Raw genomic sequence first — 17,804 nt, forward strand, 5'->3', positions numbered from 1 at the left:
AGGATGCCTGATGGCATCCTATGTTCTGATTCTGACATTGAATAAAATTAACGACGATTATTATAAACAGCCATTGCTGCCGGTAAATTTTTACGCATATCGTTAATTCGCTGTGCATTTGATGGATGTGTTGACAAGAATGATGGTCCTGCGCCTGCACCATCAAGTTTGTTCATTTTTTCCCACAGAGTAATCGCAGCTTGAGGATTATAACCCGCTTTTGCCATTAGCATTAATCCACCAAAATCTGCACGGCTTTCAAGATTACGCGAATAAGGCAAACCCACCCCAACCTGACTTCCCAAATCAAGTGCAGCTGAGCCTAGCTGACCAATGCTATCCCCTGCATAAGCTTTACCGATATTGAGTGCTAAACCAGTCAGAGCTTCAGCGCCAATTTTACTTTTTGAATGTTCTTCCAACGCATGTGTCATTTCATGACCCATCACCGCAGCAATCTCAGCATCCGTAAGGTTCAGTTTATTCACAATACCTGTATAGAACACCACTTTACCACCAGGCGCGACATAAGCATTGACTGTATCTGACTTCAACACTGCCAGTTGCCATTGAAATGGCTGACCCGTTTGATTCATCTGATTTGCATAAGGAACCAAACGCTGCATCACCGTATTAATACGACGATAAGTAATCGAAGAAGTATCCAACTGTCCCTTTTGTCGCGCTTCAGTTGTCATTTTACTGAAGCCCTGTGCTGCTGTCGCATTGAGGGTTGCAGAGTCTGCACCTGCCACGTCCGCAAAAGTCGCACAACCGCCAAGTGTCATCATCGTAGCGGTTAAAAAACTAAATACTATTTTTTTATTCATTAAAAGCATCTCCTTACAAGACAAAACTATTTAACTTGCTGTTTTGACGTGCATTATAGATAAATGTTTGAAATAAATGAGATGAATATCATTAGATTTATGTAATTCTATCGAAAAATAAATAAAATCCATGAAATTAAACAAATCACATTCACAATAAAATAAAATCTCAATAGTGGCTTAATTTTGTCTTCAAGATTTAAATCGTTTCGCTTAAAAAGCAAATAAGCATTTTGTAATAAAATCACAGGTAAAATAACACAAGCAATAATCACAGTTAAGCCCATAAAAGCTACCATAAATAGGTTTGGATCATTGGTCTGAAAAGAAATAATCCACATGGCAATCGTGGGCGCACCGCCAATTGCAAATAACAGCGAATAAAAAATCGTTTGTGCAATATGTGGTTGTAGCTTCATGCCGACGTTATTTTCCCATTTTTATAAAAAAAAATCAGTTTTATCATAAAAGAAAAGCACCTACTTAGGTGCTCTCTTTAGTCGTAAGAACGCGTTTATGCAGAAAATGGGTGACGTAGCACAATTGTTTCAGCACGATCTGGGCCCGTTGAAATAATATCAATTGGGCATTCGATTAGTTGTTCAATACGTTTTACATAGGCCAATGCATTTGCAGGAAGTTGATCAACGCTGGTCAAACCTACTGTTGAATCTGTCCAGCCTGGCATGGTTTCATAAATCGGTTTTAAACTTTCAAATGAAACTGCATCCGATGAACCAATACAACCAGAATCAGTATTTTCATAACCGACACAGATTTTGACTTCTTCCAAACCATCTAGTACATCAAGTTTAGTCAAGCAAATTCCTGAAAGTGAATTTACATCGACTGAACGACGTAGAATTTCAGCATCAAACCAACCGCAACGACGTTGACGACCCGTTGAAGCGCCAAACTCATGTCCAACAGTACCCAAATGACGACCAATCGCATCACCTGTATCAGTCGCAGCATCATAGTGCAATTCAGTTGGGAATGGACCTGCACCGACACGTGTGGTATATGCTTTTGTGATTCCTAAAACATAATCCAAATGCAATGGTCCCATACCCGAACCCGAACTTACGCCACCCGCAGTGGTGTTTGAACTGGTCACATATGGATAAGTCCCATGATCGATGTCAAGTAACGAACCTTGCGCACCTTCAAACATGATGGCTTTACCATCTTTACGATAGTCGTGTAGAACCTGAGTCACATCGATAATTAATGGTGCCAAAACTTCACGCCATTGATTACAAAGTGCCAATACATCTTCAAACTTAACAGCTTCGACACCGTAGAATTGAGTCAATTGGAAGTTATGTAGCTCAAGCATTTCCTGAAGTTTTTCTTCAAGTGCTGCACCACCACGCACCAAGTCTGCAACACGCACAGCACGACGAGCCACTTTATCTTCATACGCTGGACCAATACCACGACCAGTCGTACCAATTTTGGCATTGCCGCGTTTCTTTTCACGCGCCTGATCCAGTGCAATATGGTTTGGCAAAATCAAAGGACAGTTTGGAGAAATACGTAAACGCTCTTTAACTGGAACGCCTTCTTTTTCCAAAATATCCATTTCTTCAATGAGAGCAGCTGGAGAAAGCACCACGCCATTACCAATTAAGCACAGTACGTTATCACGTAAAATACCTGATGGAATGAGGTGTAAAACAGTTTTCTTTCCACCTACGACAAGAGTATGACCTGCATTGTGCCCACCTTGATAGCGAACCACAGCTGCCGCTTGATCTGTGAGCAGGTCGACGATCTTACCTTTACCTTCGTCGCCCCATTGGGTACCAAGTACCACAACATTTTTGCCCATAATAGCCTCATTACATCATGCTGTTAAAATTGAACGTTTATTTGCTGTGCATGTCTGACAAATAAACCCTTAAATCTTTTCGATCTGCCATGTACCGTTTACATGTCGCAACTGATGCGTTGCATAAGGAACTGAGCTTAAGTCATCTTCGCCTAATAACTGAATCACAGCCAAACCCTGTTGGCGAGCGACTGCTATGGCTTCTAACAAACTTTGATCCTGACCATTTGGTGCGACAATCGTTTCAATCTGTTTAAATTGCCCTGCACAAAGCGCGTACAAGTCACAACTAAACCCTGTTGCTGGACGCGCACGACCAAAATGTTCACCAATGCCATCATAACGACCACCCTGTGCCAGTGGTGCAGCACGATTAGGAGCATAAACCGCATACATTAGACCAGTATGGTAGTGATAACTACGAAGTTCGACCACATCGATACCGATTTGTAGTGCTGGCCAGCGTGACTGAATTTGGATCAGTGTGGATTTAAGTGCATTTAACGCGTCTTGGAAGGCAACGTCATTCAGCACTTCATCACTTAAATGGCGCTCAAGTGCATCAAGATCACTGGCATAGCGCCCAAGGGCATAAAAGTCTGATCCAAAAGCTAAATCTTGGGTAAATTCTTCTAACTCTGGAAGTGCTTTGCGTTGATACAGATCAGATAAATCTTGTTCCGTCTGTTTATTTAACCCAGCGCGTTCTACCAAACTGCGGAACAAGCCTACATGTCCCAAATCCAGATGAACACCGTCTAAAGCTTTGGCTTGTTGAATTAAACCCAACATCACATCAATCATTTCAACATCAGCTTCGATGCTGTCATGACCATAAAGCTCCGCCCCCAACTGCAAAGGTGCACGAGAAGAATTAAAATTTTGTGGTTTGGTATGAAGAACTGTACCCGCATAACAGTAGCGCGCTACACCTTCGATAGAACGAACATGAGCGTCAATACGAGCAACTTGAGGGGTCATATCTGCGCGGACACCCAATAAGCGCCCAGAAAGTTGATCTATCACTTTAAAGGTGACTAAATCCAAATCATGATTTGATTCAGATAATAAAGACAACGATTCGATGTATTCGATAAATGGTGTATACACCAACTGATAACCACGAGATGCAAGAAAATCGAGTGCATGTCGACGCAAAGTTTCTACGACTTGCGCTTGTTCTGGTAATACATCTGCTACCCCATCAGGTAACAACCATGTCTCTGAAATCGGCATGTTTCAAACCTAAAATTTGCTCAAGGCGGAATCAATCCGCATAAAAAAATCGGGAACACACCCGATTTCTCCAAGTCTAACACGTTCGTAGTTGCCATGCACCTGAGAATTTTAGGAAAATTAAATTTATAGCTTGGCTTTTGATTTGATGATTATTTCAGGTCATCTTTCTCAGACTCATTGAGGCGCTTAAAATCTTCTGCATGCCCCACATATTGAGTGATCAGAGCAATTAGTTCTGCATTCTGCAACTCTAAAAGTTTCGATTTTTGCACAGTTTGATTGAGCAATTCTCGATCAACCTGAACACTTTTTGCAAGATCCTGCATAATTTCCAAAGTCTTTTTCAAATTACTTTCTAGCATCACCACTTTTTCTTCAAGCTTGCGATTCTGAGTTTCGTCAGTGAGTGAATTTTGCTCTTTGCGAAATTGCAAAACAATTAAAATTAGAACCGCGATCATTAAAATAATAATAAATAGCCAGATAAGCATTGTTTTCCCCTGAATTTCTTGCGTTATTCAAATTATGTTGATTAGCCTTCTTTCATCATTGTTTAAACCTTTTTTTATTTCCCCCCATAGGGAGAAATAAAAGGCACTTATACACTTATAAAAAGAAGTCTATTAAAGATATCTCAAAAGTATCCATGTTGATTTAGATTTAATTTAAATCATAGAAGCTTTAAGTTTTGAAATATAAAAAGCAACACATTCAACTTAGCTTAATGAAATGATTCACACAAATCCAGCAATCGGTTGGCATAGCCCCACTCATTGTCATACCACGCAAAAACTTTTGCTTGGCGACCCACGACCATAGTTTGAGTTAAATCGACAATCAATGAATAAGGTGAATGATTAAAATCACTTGAAACAAGTGCTTCATCTGTCACAGACATAATTTCGGCATAGTCATTTTTTGCCGCTTTTATTAATACTTCATTTAAATGATGCACATTGACTGGATTTTGCGACACAAAACTGAGATCAATTGCAGCGACATTGATCGTTGGCACTCGAATCGAATAACCATCAATTCTACTTTCCATTTTAGGCATCACTCTTTTCAGCGCATTTAAAGCACTTGATGTGGTCGGAATAATGTTTTGTCCCGATGCGCGAGCGCGACGTAAATCACGATGTGCATGATCGAGTACCGACTGATCAGCAGTCACTGCATGAATTTCAGTCATCAGCGCAGTTTCTATCCCAAAGGCATCATCAATAATTTTGACTAAAGGTACTAACGCTTGCGTGGTACATGAGACACTGGAAATAATACGATCTGTAGCTTTGACTTCTGATTGATTGATTCCGTAGACAATCGCGGCATCCACCTGATCAAAGGGTGCAGCACCAATAATGACGCGTTTAGCGCCTGCCCCTAAATGTCGAATTGCATCGGCGTGTGAACGAAATAGTCCAGTGCACTCAAGGACAACATCTACTTCTAAAGTTTTCCATGGTAAATTTTCAGGCGCCTCTTCACGAAACATCTGTAGCTTTAATTCACGACCAAATGCCTGTATATGCAAGAAGATTTTCTCATCTTCGATCTTGATCGCAACCTCACCGTGAAAACGACCATGCGTCGTGTCATATTTAAATAAATGCACCAATGTCTCGACATCAGCGATGTCATTAATCGCCACGATATCAAAATGAAATCGTTTTGGATTTTCAAACCATGCACGTAACACATTTCGGCCAATTCGACCAAACCCATTAATGGCAATACGTTGCATGATTTATCCTTTTATATAAGCGATCAGACTCTATGTTAAAACATTGATTATCACGATGATACAATTGAATCGAGAGTTTAGACGAGTTTGTTATTTTTTAACCAATCAGAAATCATCATTAACGATCATTTGGTTTCCCTATGATTTGTGAATTAAGCTGAATTGCCTTAACAAATATAGGCATTCTGGAAATTTACTGCTTTTTTGATCACATACGCTGACAATTCTCGATCAAACGTTTGCATAGAATTGTCATCATTTCTCGGTAAAATCATTGGTTGAACAGGGTTTTTCCGTTATAATTTGGCACTTTTGAAATCTACGCCACGCATTCATCCTTCATCGTTTTTGTTTAAACGATGCGCTGTCTGCATATAGCCTATTTGAATTTATGGAGTGACTTGGTCGTGAGTACTCGTTTTATGACATCTGCTGAAATTCGTGAAGCTTTTTTGCGTTATTTTGAATCGCAAGGCCACACACGTGTCGCGTCGAGTTCACTTGTACCCGCCAACGATCCAACGTTGCTGTTTACTAATGCCGGCATGAACCAGTTTAAAGATTGCTTTTTAGGTCTGGAAAAACGCGATTATGTGCGCGCTGTTTCATCACAAAAATGTGTGCGTGCAGGCGGTAAACATAACGATCTGGATAATGTCGGTTATACTGCCCGTCACCATACTTTCTTTGAAATGCTCGGTAATTTCTCTTTTGGTGATTACTTCAAAGAAAATGCACTTAAATTTGCATGGGACTTTTTAACCAGCGAACAATGGTTAGGCTTACCGAAAGATAAACTTTATGTCACGGTTTATCATACCGATGATGAAGCTTATGACATCTGGAATAAAGAAATTGGTTTAGCGCCTGAACGGATCATTCGCATTGGCGATAATAAAGGCGAAAAATACGCATCCGATAACTTCTGGGCAATGGGTGATACTGGGCCGTGTGGTCCTTGTTCTGAAATTTTCTTTGATCATGGCGATCATATCTGGGGTGGTTTACCAGGTACACCAGAAGAAGATGGCGACCGTTTTATCGAAATCTGGAATAACGTTTTTATGCAGTTTAACCGGACTGCGGATGGCGTATTGCACCCTCTTCCAGCTCCATCGGTCGATACTGGCATGGGCTTGGAGCGTATTAGTGCGGTACTGCAACATGTCAATTCAAACTATGACATTGATTTATTCCAGCATCTGATCAAATCTGCCTGTGAAATTATTGGCGTTCAAGATCAAGCTCAACCTTCCCTTCGTGTTGTGGCGGATCATGCCCGTTCTTGCTGTTTCCTGATTGCTGATGGTGTTAATCCGTCTAATGAAGGTCGTGGCTATGTATTGCGCCGTATCATCCGTCGTGCAGTACGTCATGGTAATAAACTTGGTGCAACAGGTACGTTCTTCTATAAAATGCTTCAGCCTTTAATCGACGTCATGGGTGAAGCTTACCCTGAACTTAAACATGATCAGGCACGCATTGAAGCGACTTTAATTAAAGAAGAAGAACAATTTGCCAAAACCCTTGAGCAAGGCCTAAAACTGCTTGAAGGTGAACTTGCGCAACTTACTGGCAAAGTGATTGCGGGCGAAACGGTATTTAAACTGTATGATACTTATGGCTTCCCAACCGATTTAACCGCTGATATTGCTCGTGAACGCGATCTGGAAATCGATGAAGTCGGTTTTGAACGTGAAATGGAAGCACAGCGTCGCCGTGCACGTGATGCTGGTAAATTTGCAGTCGACTACAACAGCATTGTTAAAGTGGACGGCGAAACACAATTTGATGGCTACAATGCGACCGCAGGTCAAGGTCAAATTATCGCAATCTATAAAGATGGCGAGCAAGTTGATGAAGTCGTTGAAGGTGATGAAGCCTTAATCGTTTTAAATCAAACCCCTTTCTACGCAGAAAGTGGTGGTCAAATCGGTGATACAGGTATATTCAAAAACGAGACAGGGATTTTTGAAGTTCAAGATACCAAAAAATCTGGTGGTGCATTTGTGCATCAGGGTATCGTCACCATGGGTAGCTTAAAAGCCTCTCAACAGGTTGAAGCGACCGTTAAAGCAGACATTCGTGCTGCAACTGCGCGTAACCACTCCGCTACCCACCTTTTACATGCTGCACTTCGTCAAATTTTAGGCAAACATGTTCAACAAAAAGGTTCATTAGTTGCCAGCGACATTTTACGTTTTGACTTTGCCAATGACCAACCCGTGACTTTTGAGCAATTACAGCAAGTGGAACAATTAGTGAATCGTGAAGTGATTGCCAATACAGCTGTTGGCGTAGAAGTACTGGATATTGAATCTGCCAAAGCCAAAGGCGCCATGATGTTATTTGGTGAAAAGTATGGTGATGAAGTTCGCGTACTTTCTATGGGTTCAGTCATTGACGAGCGTAACTTCTCGATTGAACTTTGCGGTGGTATTCATGTACAGCGCACAGGTGATATTGGCCTATTCAAAATTACGTCTGAAGGCGGTGTTGCGGCGGGTATCCGTCGTATCGAAGCGGTCACAGGCACCAAAGCGCTTGAAATCGTGCAAAAAGCCGATAGTGACATTCAACAGATCAACAGCTTATTAAAAGCACAAAAAGATCAAACAGTAGAACGTGTTCAGGCTGCGGTAGAACATACCTCAGCGTTGCAAAAGCAAATTGAACAGCTTAACCAAAAGTTAGCAAACTTTCAGGCGACTGAACTTTTAAGCCAAGTTCAAACCGTTGCGGGTCGTTCTACCCTGATCACCACTGTTCAAAACATGGATGCGAAATCACTTCGCAACCTACACGACAGTGTGAAATCAAAATTAGAGGATGCTGTGATTGTATTGGCAGGTGTCGAAGATGACAAAGTCAGTCTGATTGCTTCGGTTGCCAAACAATATACAGCACATCTAAAAGCAGGCGATATCATTAAATATCTTGCGACCGAACTCGGTGGTAAAGGTGGTGGTAAACCTGACTTAGCACAAGGTGGCGCGCCACTAAACGAGAAGTTTGAACAAGTTATGACAGCTCTCCCTGTCTGGCTTGAACAGCACTAAGACTTCACTTTTGTGTAACTGACTCTGAATTAAGCCTCTCAGAGTCATGGCTTATATGGAACAACTATGGCATTAATCGTACAGAAATATGGCGGGACCTCAATGGGGACTCCTGAGCGCATTTTAAATGTTGCTCGTCGTGTGAAGCGTTGGCATGATCACGGCCACAAGGTTGTAGTGGTGGTTTCTGCAATGAGTGGTGAAACCAACCGCTTACTTGCACTTGCCAAAGCCATTACTGAAACACCTGATCCACGTGAATTAGACCAAATGGTGTCTACAGGTGAACAGGTGACGATTTCCATGTTAGCAATGGCACTTAATTCAATTGGTGTAGAAGCTAAATCCTATACAGGTCGTCAGGTTGGGATTAGAACTGACAGCGCGTATAACAAGGCACGTATTGAAGCGATTGATACTGATGTCATGTCGGCCGATCTTGATGTCGGTCGTGTATTGGTTGTCGCAGGCTTTCAGGGTGTCGATGATGAAGGTAATACCACGACATTAGGTCGTGGTGGTTCTGACACCACGGGTGTTGCGCTTGCAGCAGCCTTAAAAGCAGATGAATGCCAGATTTATACCGATGTGGATGGTGTTTATACCACTGACCCACGTGTTGCACCAAAAGCCAAAAAAGTGGATCGTATTTCTTTTGAAGAAATGCTGGAAATGGCCTCTTTAGGCTCTAAAGTCCTTCAGATTCGTTCAGTTGAATTTGCAGGTAAATATCAAGTACCGCTGCGTGTCTTGTCTAGTTTTGACAATGACGACGACGGTGCATTTGATGAAGACTTTAAACAAAACGTAGGTACTTTAATTACCACTGAGGCAGAAGACGATATGGAACAACCGATTATCTCAGGTATCGCATTTAACCGTGATGAAGCTAAGCTGACCATTTTAGGTGTAGCTAATGAGCCAGGTGTTGCTGCTAAAATTTTGGCTCCAATCAGTGCTGCTAATATTGAAGTCGATATGATCATCCAAAATGTCGAAGAAGATGGTACGACTGATTTCACATTTACTGTCAATCGTGGTGATCTTGCCAAAGCTGAAAAAATTCTGAAAGAAACCGCAGCAAATATTGGCGCGCGTGAAGTTGCAACACGTGATGATATCGTCAAAGTATCAATCGTCGGTGTGGGTATGCGTTCTCATGCGGGTGTTGCAAGTAAAATGTTTATTGCTCTTGCAGATGAAAGTATCAATATTTTGATGATTTCGACTTCAGAAATCAAAATTTCTGTCTTGATTGAAGAAAACTATTTGGAACTCGCAGTTCGTACGCTACATACCGCATTTGGTCTGGATCGTGAACATGGTGAAAGTAGTGCACGTGCATAAACTTTGATCAAACAAATTGTGAAATAGATCACTTTTCAACAATTTGTGTCAAAAAAATAGAGCCACTGTAGTTTTTTCTATAGTGGCTCTGTTATATTAGCACCTATGTATTTAGAAAAATTAAGCAGCATCATTAAATACAACATCTTTTTTATTGATTCTGTTAATTATTTCTCTAATTCTGAGGTTGTAATTTCGGTTTCTTAAACCACTATCGCAGGTTTAGCGTTTTAGCAAGGAGATAAACATGCTGATTCTGACCCGTCGTGTCGGAGAAACATTAATGATTGGGGATCAAGTCAGTGTAACTGTGCTTGGCGTTAAAGGTAATCAGGTTCGTATTGGTGTGAATGCACCAAAAGAAGTATCTGTGCACCGTGAAGAAATCTACCAACGTATTCAACACGAACGTGCCATGCATGAACACCTTCAACATCTTGATCAAGACTATCAGCCTTCATTTGAAGATGATAATTTCTCTCAAAACAATTTTAATCGTTAAGAATATATTGTTGTTGATGATTAAAGCGGCTTACAAGCCGCTTTAAATATTTCTATAGCCTAGATGATCAAACATCCAGTGCGAGTGCTTTCTTTACAGGTGCATAGCTACGACGATGTTCATCGATCACCCCATGACTGGCAATGGCTTCAAAATGAGCTTTGGTAGGATATCCCTTATGTTTGGCAAAACCAAAGACAGGATATTTCTCATCCAATGCCTTCATTTGTCGATCTCGCGCAACTTTGGCTAAAATACTGGCCGCACTAATTTCAGCATGGCTTGCGTCACCTCCAACAATCGCCTCACAACTGATACTCATTCCTTTTGGAATTTGATTACCATCCACAATCACTTTACTTGGTTGAATTTTCAGGTTATTTACAGCGCGATTCATGGCCAGAAAAGTCGCCTGTAAAATATTGAGTTCATCAATTTCAGTATGCGTTGCTTCCGCAATTGACCAAGCCAACGCTTTTTCCTGTATCTCAACAAACAGTTTTTCACGTTTTTTTTCAGTCAGTTTTTTAGAATCATTTAAGCCTTGAATCGGGTTATTCGGATCTAGAATAACCGCCGCAGCGACCACCGACCCCACTAATGGCCCTCGCCCTGCTTCATCTACACCAGCAATCATCATAATGATTTATTTCGTCAAAGTTTGTTGGAACGTTTCATTTACACAGGCGGTTACCGTTTTCGACACCACTTGACCTACCATTGCGGCTCTTGCATTTGGATCAAAGGTGGCATTTGCCAAATCAGCAGCAGTAACGCTATAAGGTGCTTTTTCACTGACACAGCCACAAATTTCAGTTTGAATATCCTGTTTTTGATCATCAGTCATCAGTTTAGAAGCAGTTTGCCAAGCAGGAATAGTATTGATTTCATTCATACATTTGTTATTTACCGCAATTTTCAAGGCAGTCATGCCTAATTGCTCAGTAGTATTTGTCGCTGTATTCATCGAACCATCTGTTGCACAACCTGTTAAAAGCAAGACAAATGCAGTCAAACCGAATAGTGATTTTTTCATCGCTGTTTCCAAAAAAGTTTTAGCTATTTTGCCTAAAGCCTGTTTACGATGAAATAACTAATTTGTAGAAAAGCGCTAAATTAAATCAATCACCACTAGCTCAATATGTATAGCGGTTTTGATCGTTTCATTAAAAAAACGCTTCGTTACAGTAGCCCCATTTTTCCAAAGTGTCTTCTCGTCTATTCTCGCGTGATAATTCGCAATTGTAAAAGGGCATCATTTCATGTCTAACTCTAGCCAGTACTACACCAGAACGGCACAATATTTACACTGGATTATGGCTATTATCTTTATTACGGCGTGGATCATTGGTTTTTATAGTGGTAATTTTTTAAGCTATGAAACTGACGGCAGCTTTAAAGGTGATGTCATTACTCTTCACAAGAATATTGCAACGACCATTATTTTCCTTGTCATGATTCGACTTTTTTGGCGGTACACCCATCCTGTGCCACAACTTCCAGACAGCATGTCCCCTTTGATGAAAAAACTGGCACATGCAGGTCATTTAGCCCTATATTTTATTTTATTGGCGTTACCCATTACTGGCTGCTTGTTTAGCTGGAGTGCTGGACACCCTGCACCTGTGCTTTACCTGTTTAATATCCCTCAACTGATTGGTGAAAATCCTGAAGTGATGGCGATCGTGAAACCGATGCATATTTATCTGTCATGGTTTGCAGGGCTTCTTGTCGTTGGACACATTTTGGCAGCACTTAAACATCATTTTATTGACAAAGATCATGTGTTGATCAGTATGACCAGACAACCCAAATAATCTCAAACAGATTCCATAAAAAACGCATCTTATTCAGATGCGTTTTTTAATTCAATATTCTATTTTTATTTTATAGCTGTTGGATAGTTGCAATCCATTTCTGCTTTTCAGCAGAATCGATAAAAGATGCTTCAAATGAATTGATCGCCAATTGTTTTAGCTCATCATTGGATAAATTCAAAGCTGTATGAACCGCAAGAAAATTATCATTCATATAACCACCAAAATAAGAGGGATCATCTGAATTAATGGTGACATGTACGCCTTGTTTGAGTAAACGGTGAATATTGTGTTCAGCCATATCCTCTACGACACAAAGCTTTAAATTACTGAGCGGACAAACCGTTAACGGCATTTTTTCATCAATCAAACGCTGCAATAAAGCTGGATCTTCGTCTGATCGCACGCCATGATCAATACGATTGACCCGAAGCAAATCCAGTGCTTCCCACACATATTCTGGCGGACCTTCTTCACCTGCATGTGCGACAATTAAAAAACCTGCTTCACGTGCTTTAGCAAAAACACGTTCAAACTTGGACGGTGGATGCCCAACCTCACTAGAATCTAATCCAACCGCAATAATGTCATCTCTAAATGCCAATGCTTGTTCGAGCGTTTTAAATGCATCTTCTTCGCTTAAATGACGTAAAAAACACATAATCAGTTGAGAGCTAATGCCTAGTTTGTCTTTTGCATCAGTACAAGCGCGTTTTAACCCGTTCAAGACTGTCGCAAACTCAACTCCACGCTCAGTATGCGTTTGCGGATCAAAAAACATTTCAGTATGCACGACTTTATCTTCAGCACATTTTTCGAAGTATGCCCAAGCCAGATCGTAAAAATCCTGCTCATGTACCAAAACATTTGCGCCTGCATAATAGATGTCTAAAAATGACTGTAAATTATGAAAATTATAAGCTTGTTTAATTTCTTCGACCGACTGATAAGGAATCTGAATATGATTGCGCTGTGCGATTTCAAACATCAATTCAGGCTCAAACGTGCCTTCAATATGCACATGTAATTCGGCTTTGGGTAAAACACGAATTAACTCAACTTGATTCATAATAACTCCAAAATAGCAAAGGGCGCAGAAAACACCCTGCACCCTTTTTTCTTCAATAAAAATTATCCGCCAAATACAGCAAACTTAAATGCCCAAAGTACTGCCACGATCCAAACCATATATGGGACAGTTTTAGCTTTGCCTGTCAGTAATTTAATCAAAGCATAGCTAATAAAGCCCATCGCAATACCATCTGCAATTGAATAAGCAAATGGCATAAAGACAATGGTTAAAAATGCAGGAACAGCTTCTGTAATATCTTCCCAATCAATATTGGTGATCCCTTGAATCATCAACACACCAACAAATAAAAGTGCTGGAGCAGTGGCAAAACCTGGGACTGATTGAGCAAGAGGAGCCAAAAACAAACAAGCAAGGAATAAACAAGCGACTACCACCGCAGTCAAACCCGTACGACCACCTGCGGCCACACCTGATGCAGACTCAATATATGGTGTAGTCGAAGAAGTTCCTAAAGCAGCCCCTGCAACAATCGCAGTCGAATCTGCAAATAAGGCTTTTTTCAAACGCGGTAATTTACCATCGACCAATAAACCCGCACGATGTGAAACACCAACCAGTGTTCCAGTACTGTCGAACAAATCGACCAAGAAGAAGACAAAAATAACGCCAATCAAACTTGCGGTAAATAGTCCTTCAAAATCCATTTGTAGGAAAGTCGGCGCTAATGATGGAATCTCACCAACGACACCTTTAAATTGATTCAAACCCATGAATGTTGAAATGGCTGTAATGACCAGAATACTGATAATAATCGCACCACGGATTCGAAAGTGATGCATCACTACAATCATCAAAAACCCAAGTAGTGACAATAAAACTGTTGGCTGTTTAATATCACCCAAACCGACTAGTGTCGCTGGGTTTGCTACAATAATGCCCGAATTTTTGAGTGCCACCAACGCAAGGAATAAGCCAATCCCCCCCCCGATCGCAAATTTGAGTGACATCGGGATGGCATTCACAATCGCTTCACGAATTTTTAAAAAGCTGATTGCCAGAAAAATAAGACCCGAAATAAAAACTGCGGCTAAGGCAGTTTGCCACGGCACACCCATGCCCAGACAAACTGAGTAGGTAAAATAAGCATTTAACCCCATACCAGGAGCAAGTGCGATTGGATAATTGGCGATTAGCCCCATGACCAAGCAGCCAATTGCGGCAGCCAAGCAGGTTGCGACAAAGACCGCACCATGATCCATTCCAGTTTCAGACAAAATTAGTGGATTGACAATAATGATATAGCACATCGTCAAAAAGGTCGTTACACCTGCAAGCACTTCAGTTCTAAAGCTTGTCTTATTTTCGCTTAGTTTAAATAAGCGCTCTAACAAGTCTGCTGAAGGGTTAGGAGTTGACATAACATAGTCCCTACAAAAAGTTTGAGCATACTGTGTTGCTATATGTATATGGTCTTAAAGGAAATATTTATTTGAATACACTTTTAAGACGCATTGCGATTGTATAATGGATTAAGCAATCAATATGCCATTTGCTTATTATTAAAAAGCAATTCCCTATTTCCAAATACACACTATTAGTAACAAAGTATAAGGTTTAATCATCTGACCAAAACACAAAAAAGCCGCATAGATGTATGCAGCTTCACATATAATTGAAGGAATATGATGTTAAAAATATAAATTGATATCTTTAATGCCTTCCCACGAAAAGATTATATCATATTATTTATATTTTTGTTTTAGCAATCCAATTCGATACATTTATAAAATTTATTTAAAATCATGAGCTTGAAATCAAAATTTTAAAGCTATTGTATTAGACCCTGACGATGAACACCAGAAAGCGACGAATGCTGATTGTAGTTTGGATTCGCTTCAAGTGTCTTGAGACTATGCTCTGCTTCTGTGATTACTCGACTCACCTGTTCTCTTTTCTTTACTTTAGAATCAAGATAAATACTGTAACCAAGCAGAATCACTAGGCTCGCAAAAATCAAAATAAGTATATTTCTCATAAGCGATATTCTTGTTATCCACATATTTGTGATTTATTTTACCAAAAATGAACAAAAAGCGACACATAAAACATTCTCTTGATACTTTATATGTGATGCATTTTTGAAATTTTTAACCCTTTGTGCATCATGATCTAATCTGGACAATACAGCATTCAGATCGCTCATTTATTGTTAATCTTTTGATTTAAAATTATTATTTAAATAGTTTAGAACTATTTATGATAACCATCGCGTCAACATCAATCTGATTCTTAAACTCCTTCGGATAATTTAAAAACTTTTCATTGTTTCGCTATTCATTGTATTCGTATAATTTTGGTTACTTAAGTATCAAAACTATCATTTTTAGACTTTTAAAAGCACAACAAATGATCTTTAGGTATTAAATTATGAGGACTTAAGCTGGGAAATACAAATATACTCAGCGTATGTCCTACAATACCTCAACTAATAAATTATTGTATTATCGTGACAAAATAATGAATGCATCACTATTCTGCCGTTTTAATGATAAATTCTCAGTCTGATATCATGATATTTTTAGGATGATTCAGATTGGCATAAAGTGACTTTTTTTGTCAGCAGATACATCTTTTTTTATTCTTCACTTTTTTAAGTTCAAGTTTAGCAATCACATAGTGACTCATCTGCTCGCTTTGGTTTCTCTGGCTAATGGTGCTACACTAGCGACTCGTTTCAAAATCTCTTTCATTTTATGCAAATCACGCCACCTTAATTGATTGTTTTTTATTTATCAATTCATCACTGTCTAGTGATGTGGTGTCGTCGTGTGTGTAAATATCACATCACTAGCCTTTAATCATATACAAATACTCTTACAGGCTATTTATGTTTCAGCAAATTCGTCAAGAATGGTTCTCCAATATTCGCGGGGATGTTCTTGCAGGCTTAGTCGTTGGACTTGCTCTTATTCCCGAAGCAATTGCATTTTCCATTATCGCAGGTGTTGACCCTCAAGTTGGCTTATATGCCTCGTTTTCCATGGCGGTTGTAATTGCTTTTATGGGCGGTCGACCTGCCATGATTTCCGCAGCTACAGGCGCTATGGCATTATTGATGGTTAGCCTAGTCAAAGAACATGGACTAAACTACCTTCTTGCAGCAACAATTTTGACAGGTATTATTCAAATTATTGCGGGACAACTTAAACTCGCCAAACTGATGCGCTTTGTCTCCAAATCTGTGGTGGTTGGTTTTGTAAATGCTTTGGCTATTTTAATTTTTATGGCACAACTTCCTGAATTATTACATGTTTCGTATCAGGTTTATGTATTTGTGATTTTAGGGCTCGCCATTATTTATTTATTTCCTTATGTTCCCAAGATTGGCAAGTTAATTCCCTCACCCATGGTCTGTATTATTGTCATTACATTCTTGGCGCTATTTTTAAACTCACATGTACGAACCGTCGGTGATATGGGCAATTTGCCCAATAGCCTACCGCATTTCTTTATTCCAGATATTCCGTGGAATCTTGAAACTTTATGGATTATTTTACCTTATTCCTGTGCATTGGCAGCAGTAGGATTATTAGAATCGATGATGACCGCGACTATTGTGGATGAACTGACGGATAGCTCGAGCGATAAACATCGTGAGTGTAAAGGTCAGGGTTTTGCCAATATCGTGACTGGTTTTATGGGCGGTATGGCGGGATGTGCCATGATTGGGCAATCCATGATTAATGTAAAATCTGGCGCGCGCAAACGTCCTTCAACTCTCGTTGCTGGTGTTTTTCTACTGATATTAGTCGTGTTTATCAGTGATTGGTTGCGGGTCATTCCTATGGCGGCATTGGTTGCCGTGATGATTATGGTGTCTATCAGCACTTTTGATTGGGGATCGATTAAAAACTTTAAACATAATCCTAAAAGCAGCAATATTGTCATGATAGCCACAGTCATCGTGGTGGTTGCAACTCATAATTTGGCAATTGGGGTTTTGGTTGGGGTTCTCCTTTCTGCATTATTTTTGGCGCAAAAACTTGAAAATGATGTACATATTGAAACTTCACGTCATGGCGACACACGCATTTATGATGTACGTGGTCAATTATTCTTTAGCTCTTCGGAACGTTTCTCTCAGGCTTTTGATTCTCAGGAAAATGTTAAACAAGTCGTTATTGATTTAACGCATTCTCACATATGGGATGTGACGACAGTCGCTTCTCTCGATAGCATTATTGAAAAGTTTCAGAAAAATAATATACAGGTCACTGTAAAAGGCCTAAATGAAGCAAGTTCGATCATGATCGATAAGTACGGTAAACACGCCAGAATTTAAAAACGCTCACTCTAAGAGATAAAAAACCGTGCAAATCATTTGCACGGTTTTTTATTA

General features: G+C 40.0%; 16 protein-coding genes. 5 read left to right on the top strand and 11 right to left on the bottom strand.

The genetic code is table 11. The features are described from left to right. Positions 1 to 47 precede the first annotated feature (47 nt). The 6 genes from F944_RS09270 to F944_RS09295 all read right to left on the bottom strand — a co-directional run bounded on the left by F944_RS09270 (position 48) and on the right by F944_RS09295 (position 5,647). Positions 48 to 830 (bottom strand): M48 family metallopeptidase, encoded by a 783-nt coding sequence (locus F944_RS09270; protein WP_004989702.1) that lies wholly within the window; start codon positions 828 to 830, stop codon positions 48 to 50. A gap of 107 nt (positions 831 to 937) precedes the next feature. Next, entirely contained in the window at positions 938 to 1,249 is a 312-nt protein-coding gene (locus F944_RS09275) for a hypothetical protein (RefSeq protein WP_004989705.1), read from the bottom strand. Between the two features lie 95 nt (positions 1,250 to 1,344). Then, the gene (locus F944_RS09280; protein WP_004989707.1) at positions 1,345 to 2,664 is read right to left on the bottom strand and encodes an adenylosuccinate synthase; all 1,320 of its coding nucleotides are present in this window, start codon (positions 2,662 to 2,664) and stop codon (positions 1,345 to 1,347) included. Between the two features lie 69 nt (positions 2,665 to 2,733). Beyond that, entirely contained in the window at positions 2,734 to 3,900 is a 1,167-nt protein-coding gene (locus F944_RS09285; protein ID WP_004989709.1) for an ATP phosphoribosyltransferase regulatory subunit, read from the bottom strand. 152 nt (positions 3,901 to 4,052) lie between these two features. Then, positions 4,053 to 4,394, bottom strand: a complete 342-nt coding sequence (locus tag F944_RS09290) for a hypothetical protein (protein ID WP_004989711.1) — start codon at positions 4,392 to 4,394, stop codon at positions 4,053 to 4,055. Between the two features lie 230 nt (positions 4,395 to 4,624). Continuing rightward, a complete protein-coding gene (locus F944_RS09295; protein ID WP_004989713.1) occupies positions 4,625 to 5,647 on the bottom strand; it encodes a type I glyceraldehyde-3-phosphate dehydrogenase in 1,023 nt (340 codons plus the stop codon). 422 nt (positions 5,648 to 6,069) lie between these two features. Here F944_RS09295 and alaS point away from each other — a divergent pair, with 422 nt between their 5' ends. The 3 genes from alaS to csrA all read left to right on the top strand — a co-directional run bounded on the left by alaS (position 6,070) and on the right by csrA (position 10,555). After that, positions 6,070 to 8,706, top strand: coding sequence for an alanine--tRNA ligase (gene alaS / locus F944_RS09300; protein ID WP_004989714.1), 2,637 nt, complete (start codon positions 6,070 to 6,072; stop codon positions 8,704 to 8,706). 66 nt (positions 8,707 to 8,772) lie between these two features. Next, on the top strand, positions 8,773 to 10,053 hold the full coding sequence (locus F944_RS09305) for an aspartate kinase (protein ID WP_004989716.1): 1,281 nt from the start codon (positions 8,773 to 8,775) through the stop codon (positions 10,051 to 10,053). Between the two features lie 247 nt (positions 10,054 to 10,300). Beyond that, positions 10,301 to 10,555, top strand: a complete 255-nt coding sequence (gene csrA / locus F944_RS09310) for a carbon storage regulator CsrA (RefSeq protein WP_004989721.1) — start codon at positions 10,301 to 10,303, stop codon at positions 10,553 to 10,555. 67 nt (positions 10,556 to 10,622) lie between these two features. Here the strand turns inward: csrA and rnhB are convergent, their stop codons facing one another. Both rnhB and F944_RS09320 read right to left on the bottom strand, forming a co-directional pair. Beyond that, on the bottom strand, positions 10,623 to 11,195 hold the full coding sequence (rnhB, locus tag F944_RS09315; protein ID WP_004989723.1) for a ribonuclease HII: 573 nt from the start codon (positions 11,193 to 11,195) through the stop codon (positions 10,623 to 10,625). Positions 11,196 to 11,201: 6 nt separating this feature from the next. After that, on the bottom strand, positions 11,202 to 11,591 hold the full coding sequence (locus tag F944_RS09320; RefSeq protein WP_004989728.1) for a hypothetical protein: 390 nt from the start codon (positions 11,589 to 11,591) through the stop codon (positions 11,202 to 11,204). Between the two features lie 226 nt (positions 11,592 to 11,817). Here F944_RS09320 and F944_RS09325 point away from each other — a divergent pair, with 226 nt between their 5' ends. Continuing rightward, on the top strand, positions 11,818 to 12,372 hold the full coding sequence (locus F944_RS09325; protein ID WP_004989731.1) for a cytochrome b: 555 nt from the start codon (positions 11,818 to 11,820) through the stop codon (positions 12,370 to 12,372). 70 nt (positions 12,373 to 12,442) lie between these two features. Here the strand turns inward: F944_RS09325 and F944_RS09330 are convergent, their stop codons facing one another. From F944_RS09330 to F944_RS17095, 3 genes are all read right to left on the bottom strand, one after another. Further along, positions 12,443 to 13,441 carry an adenosine deaminase gene (locus F944_RS09330; protein ID WP_004989733.1) on the bottom strand — a complete coding sequence of 333 codons (999 nt, stop codon included), beginning with the start codon at positions 13,439 to 13,441 and terminating at the stop codon, positions 12,443 to 12,445. A 62-nt stretch (positions 13,442 to 13,503) separates the two neighbouring features. Next, positions 13,504 to 14,823, bottom strand: coding sequence for an NCS2 family permease (locus F944_RS09335; RefSeq protein ID WP_004989736.1), 1,320 nt, complete (start codon positions 14,821 to 14,823; stop codon positions 13,504 to 13,506). A gap of 410 nt (positions 14,824 to 15,233) precedes the next feature. Then, positions 15,234 to 15,440 (bottom strand): hypothetical protein, encoded by a 207-nt coding sequence (locus F944_RS17095; RefSeq protein ID WP_010588781.1) that lies wholly within the window; start codon positions 15,438 to 15,440, stop codon positions 15,234 to 15,236. An 852-nt stretch (positions 15,441 to 16,292) separates the two neighbouring features. Between F944_RS17095 and F944_RS09345 the strand changes: the two genes are divergently transcribed. After that, positions 16,293 to 17,747: a SulP family inorganic anion transporter gene (locus tag F944_RS09345; protein WP_004989740.1), complete on the top strand. Its 1,455-nt coding sequence runs from the start codon at positions 16,293 to 16,295 to the stop codon at positions 17,745 to 17,747. The last annotated feature ends 57 nt before the right edge of the window (positions 17,748 to 17,804 follow it).

The sequence above is a fragment of the Acinetobacter ursingii DSM 16037 = CIP 107286 genome (assembly GCF_000368825.1).
GTDB classification, from domain to species: domain Bacteria; phylum Pseudomonadota; class Gammaproteobacteria; order Pseudomonadales; family Moraxellaceae; genus Acinetobacter; species Acinetobacter ursingii.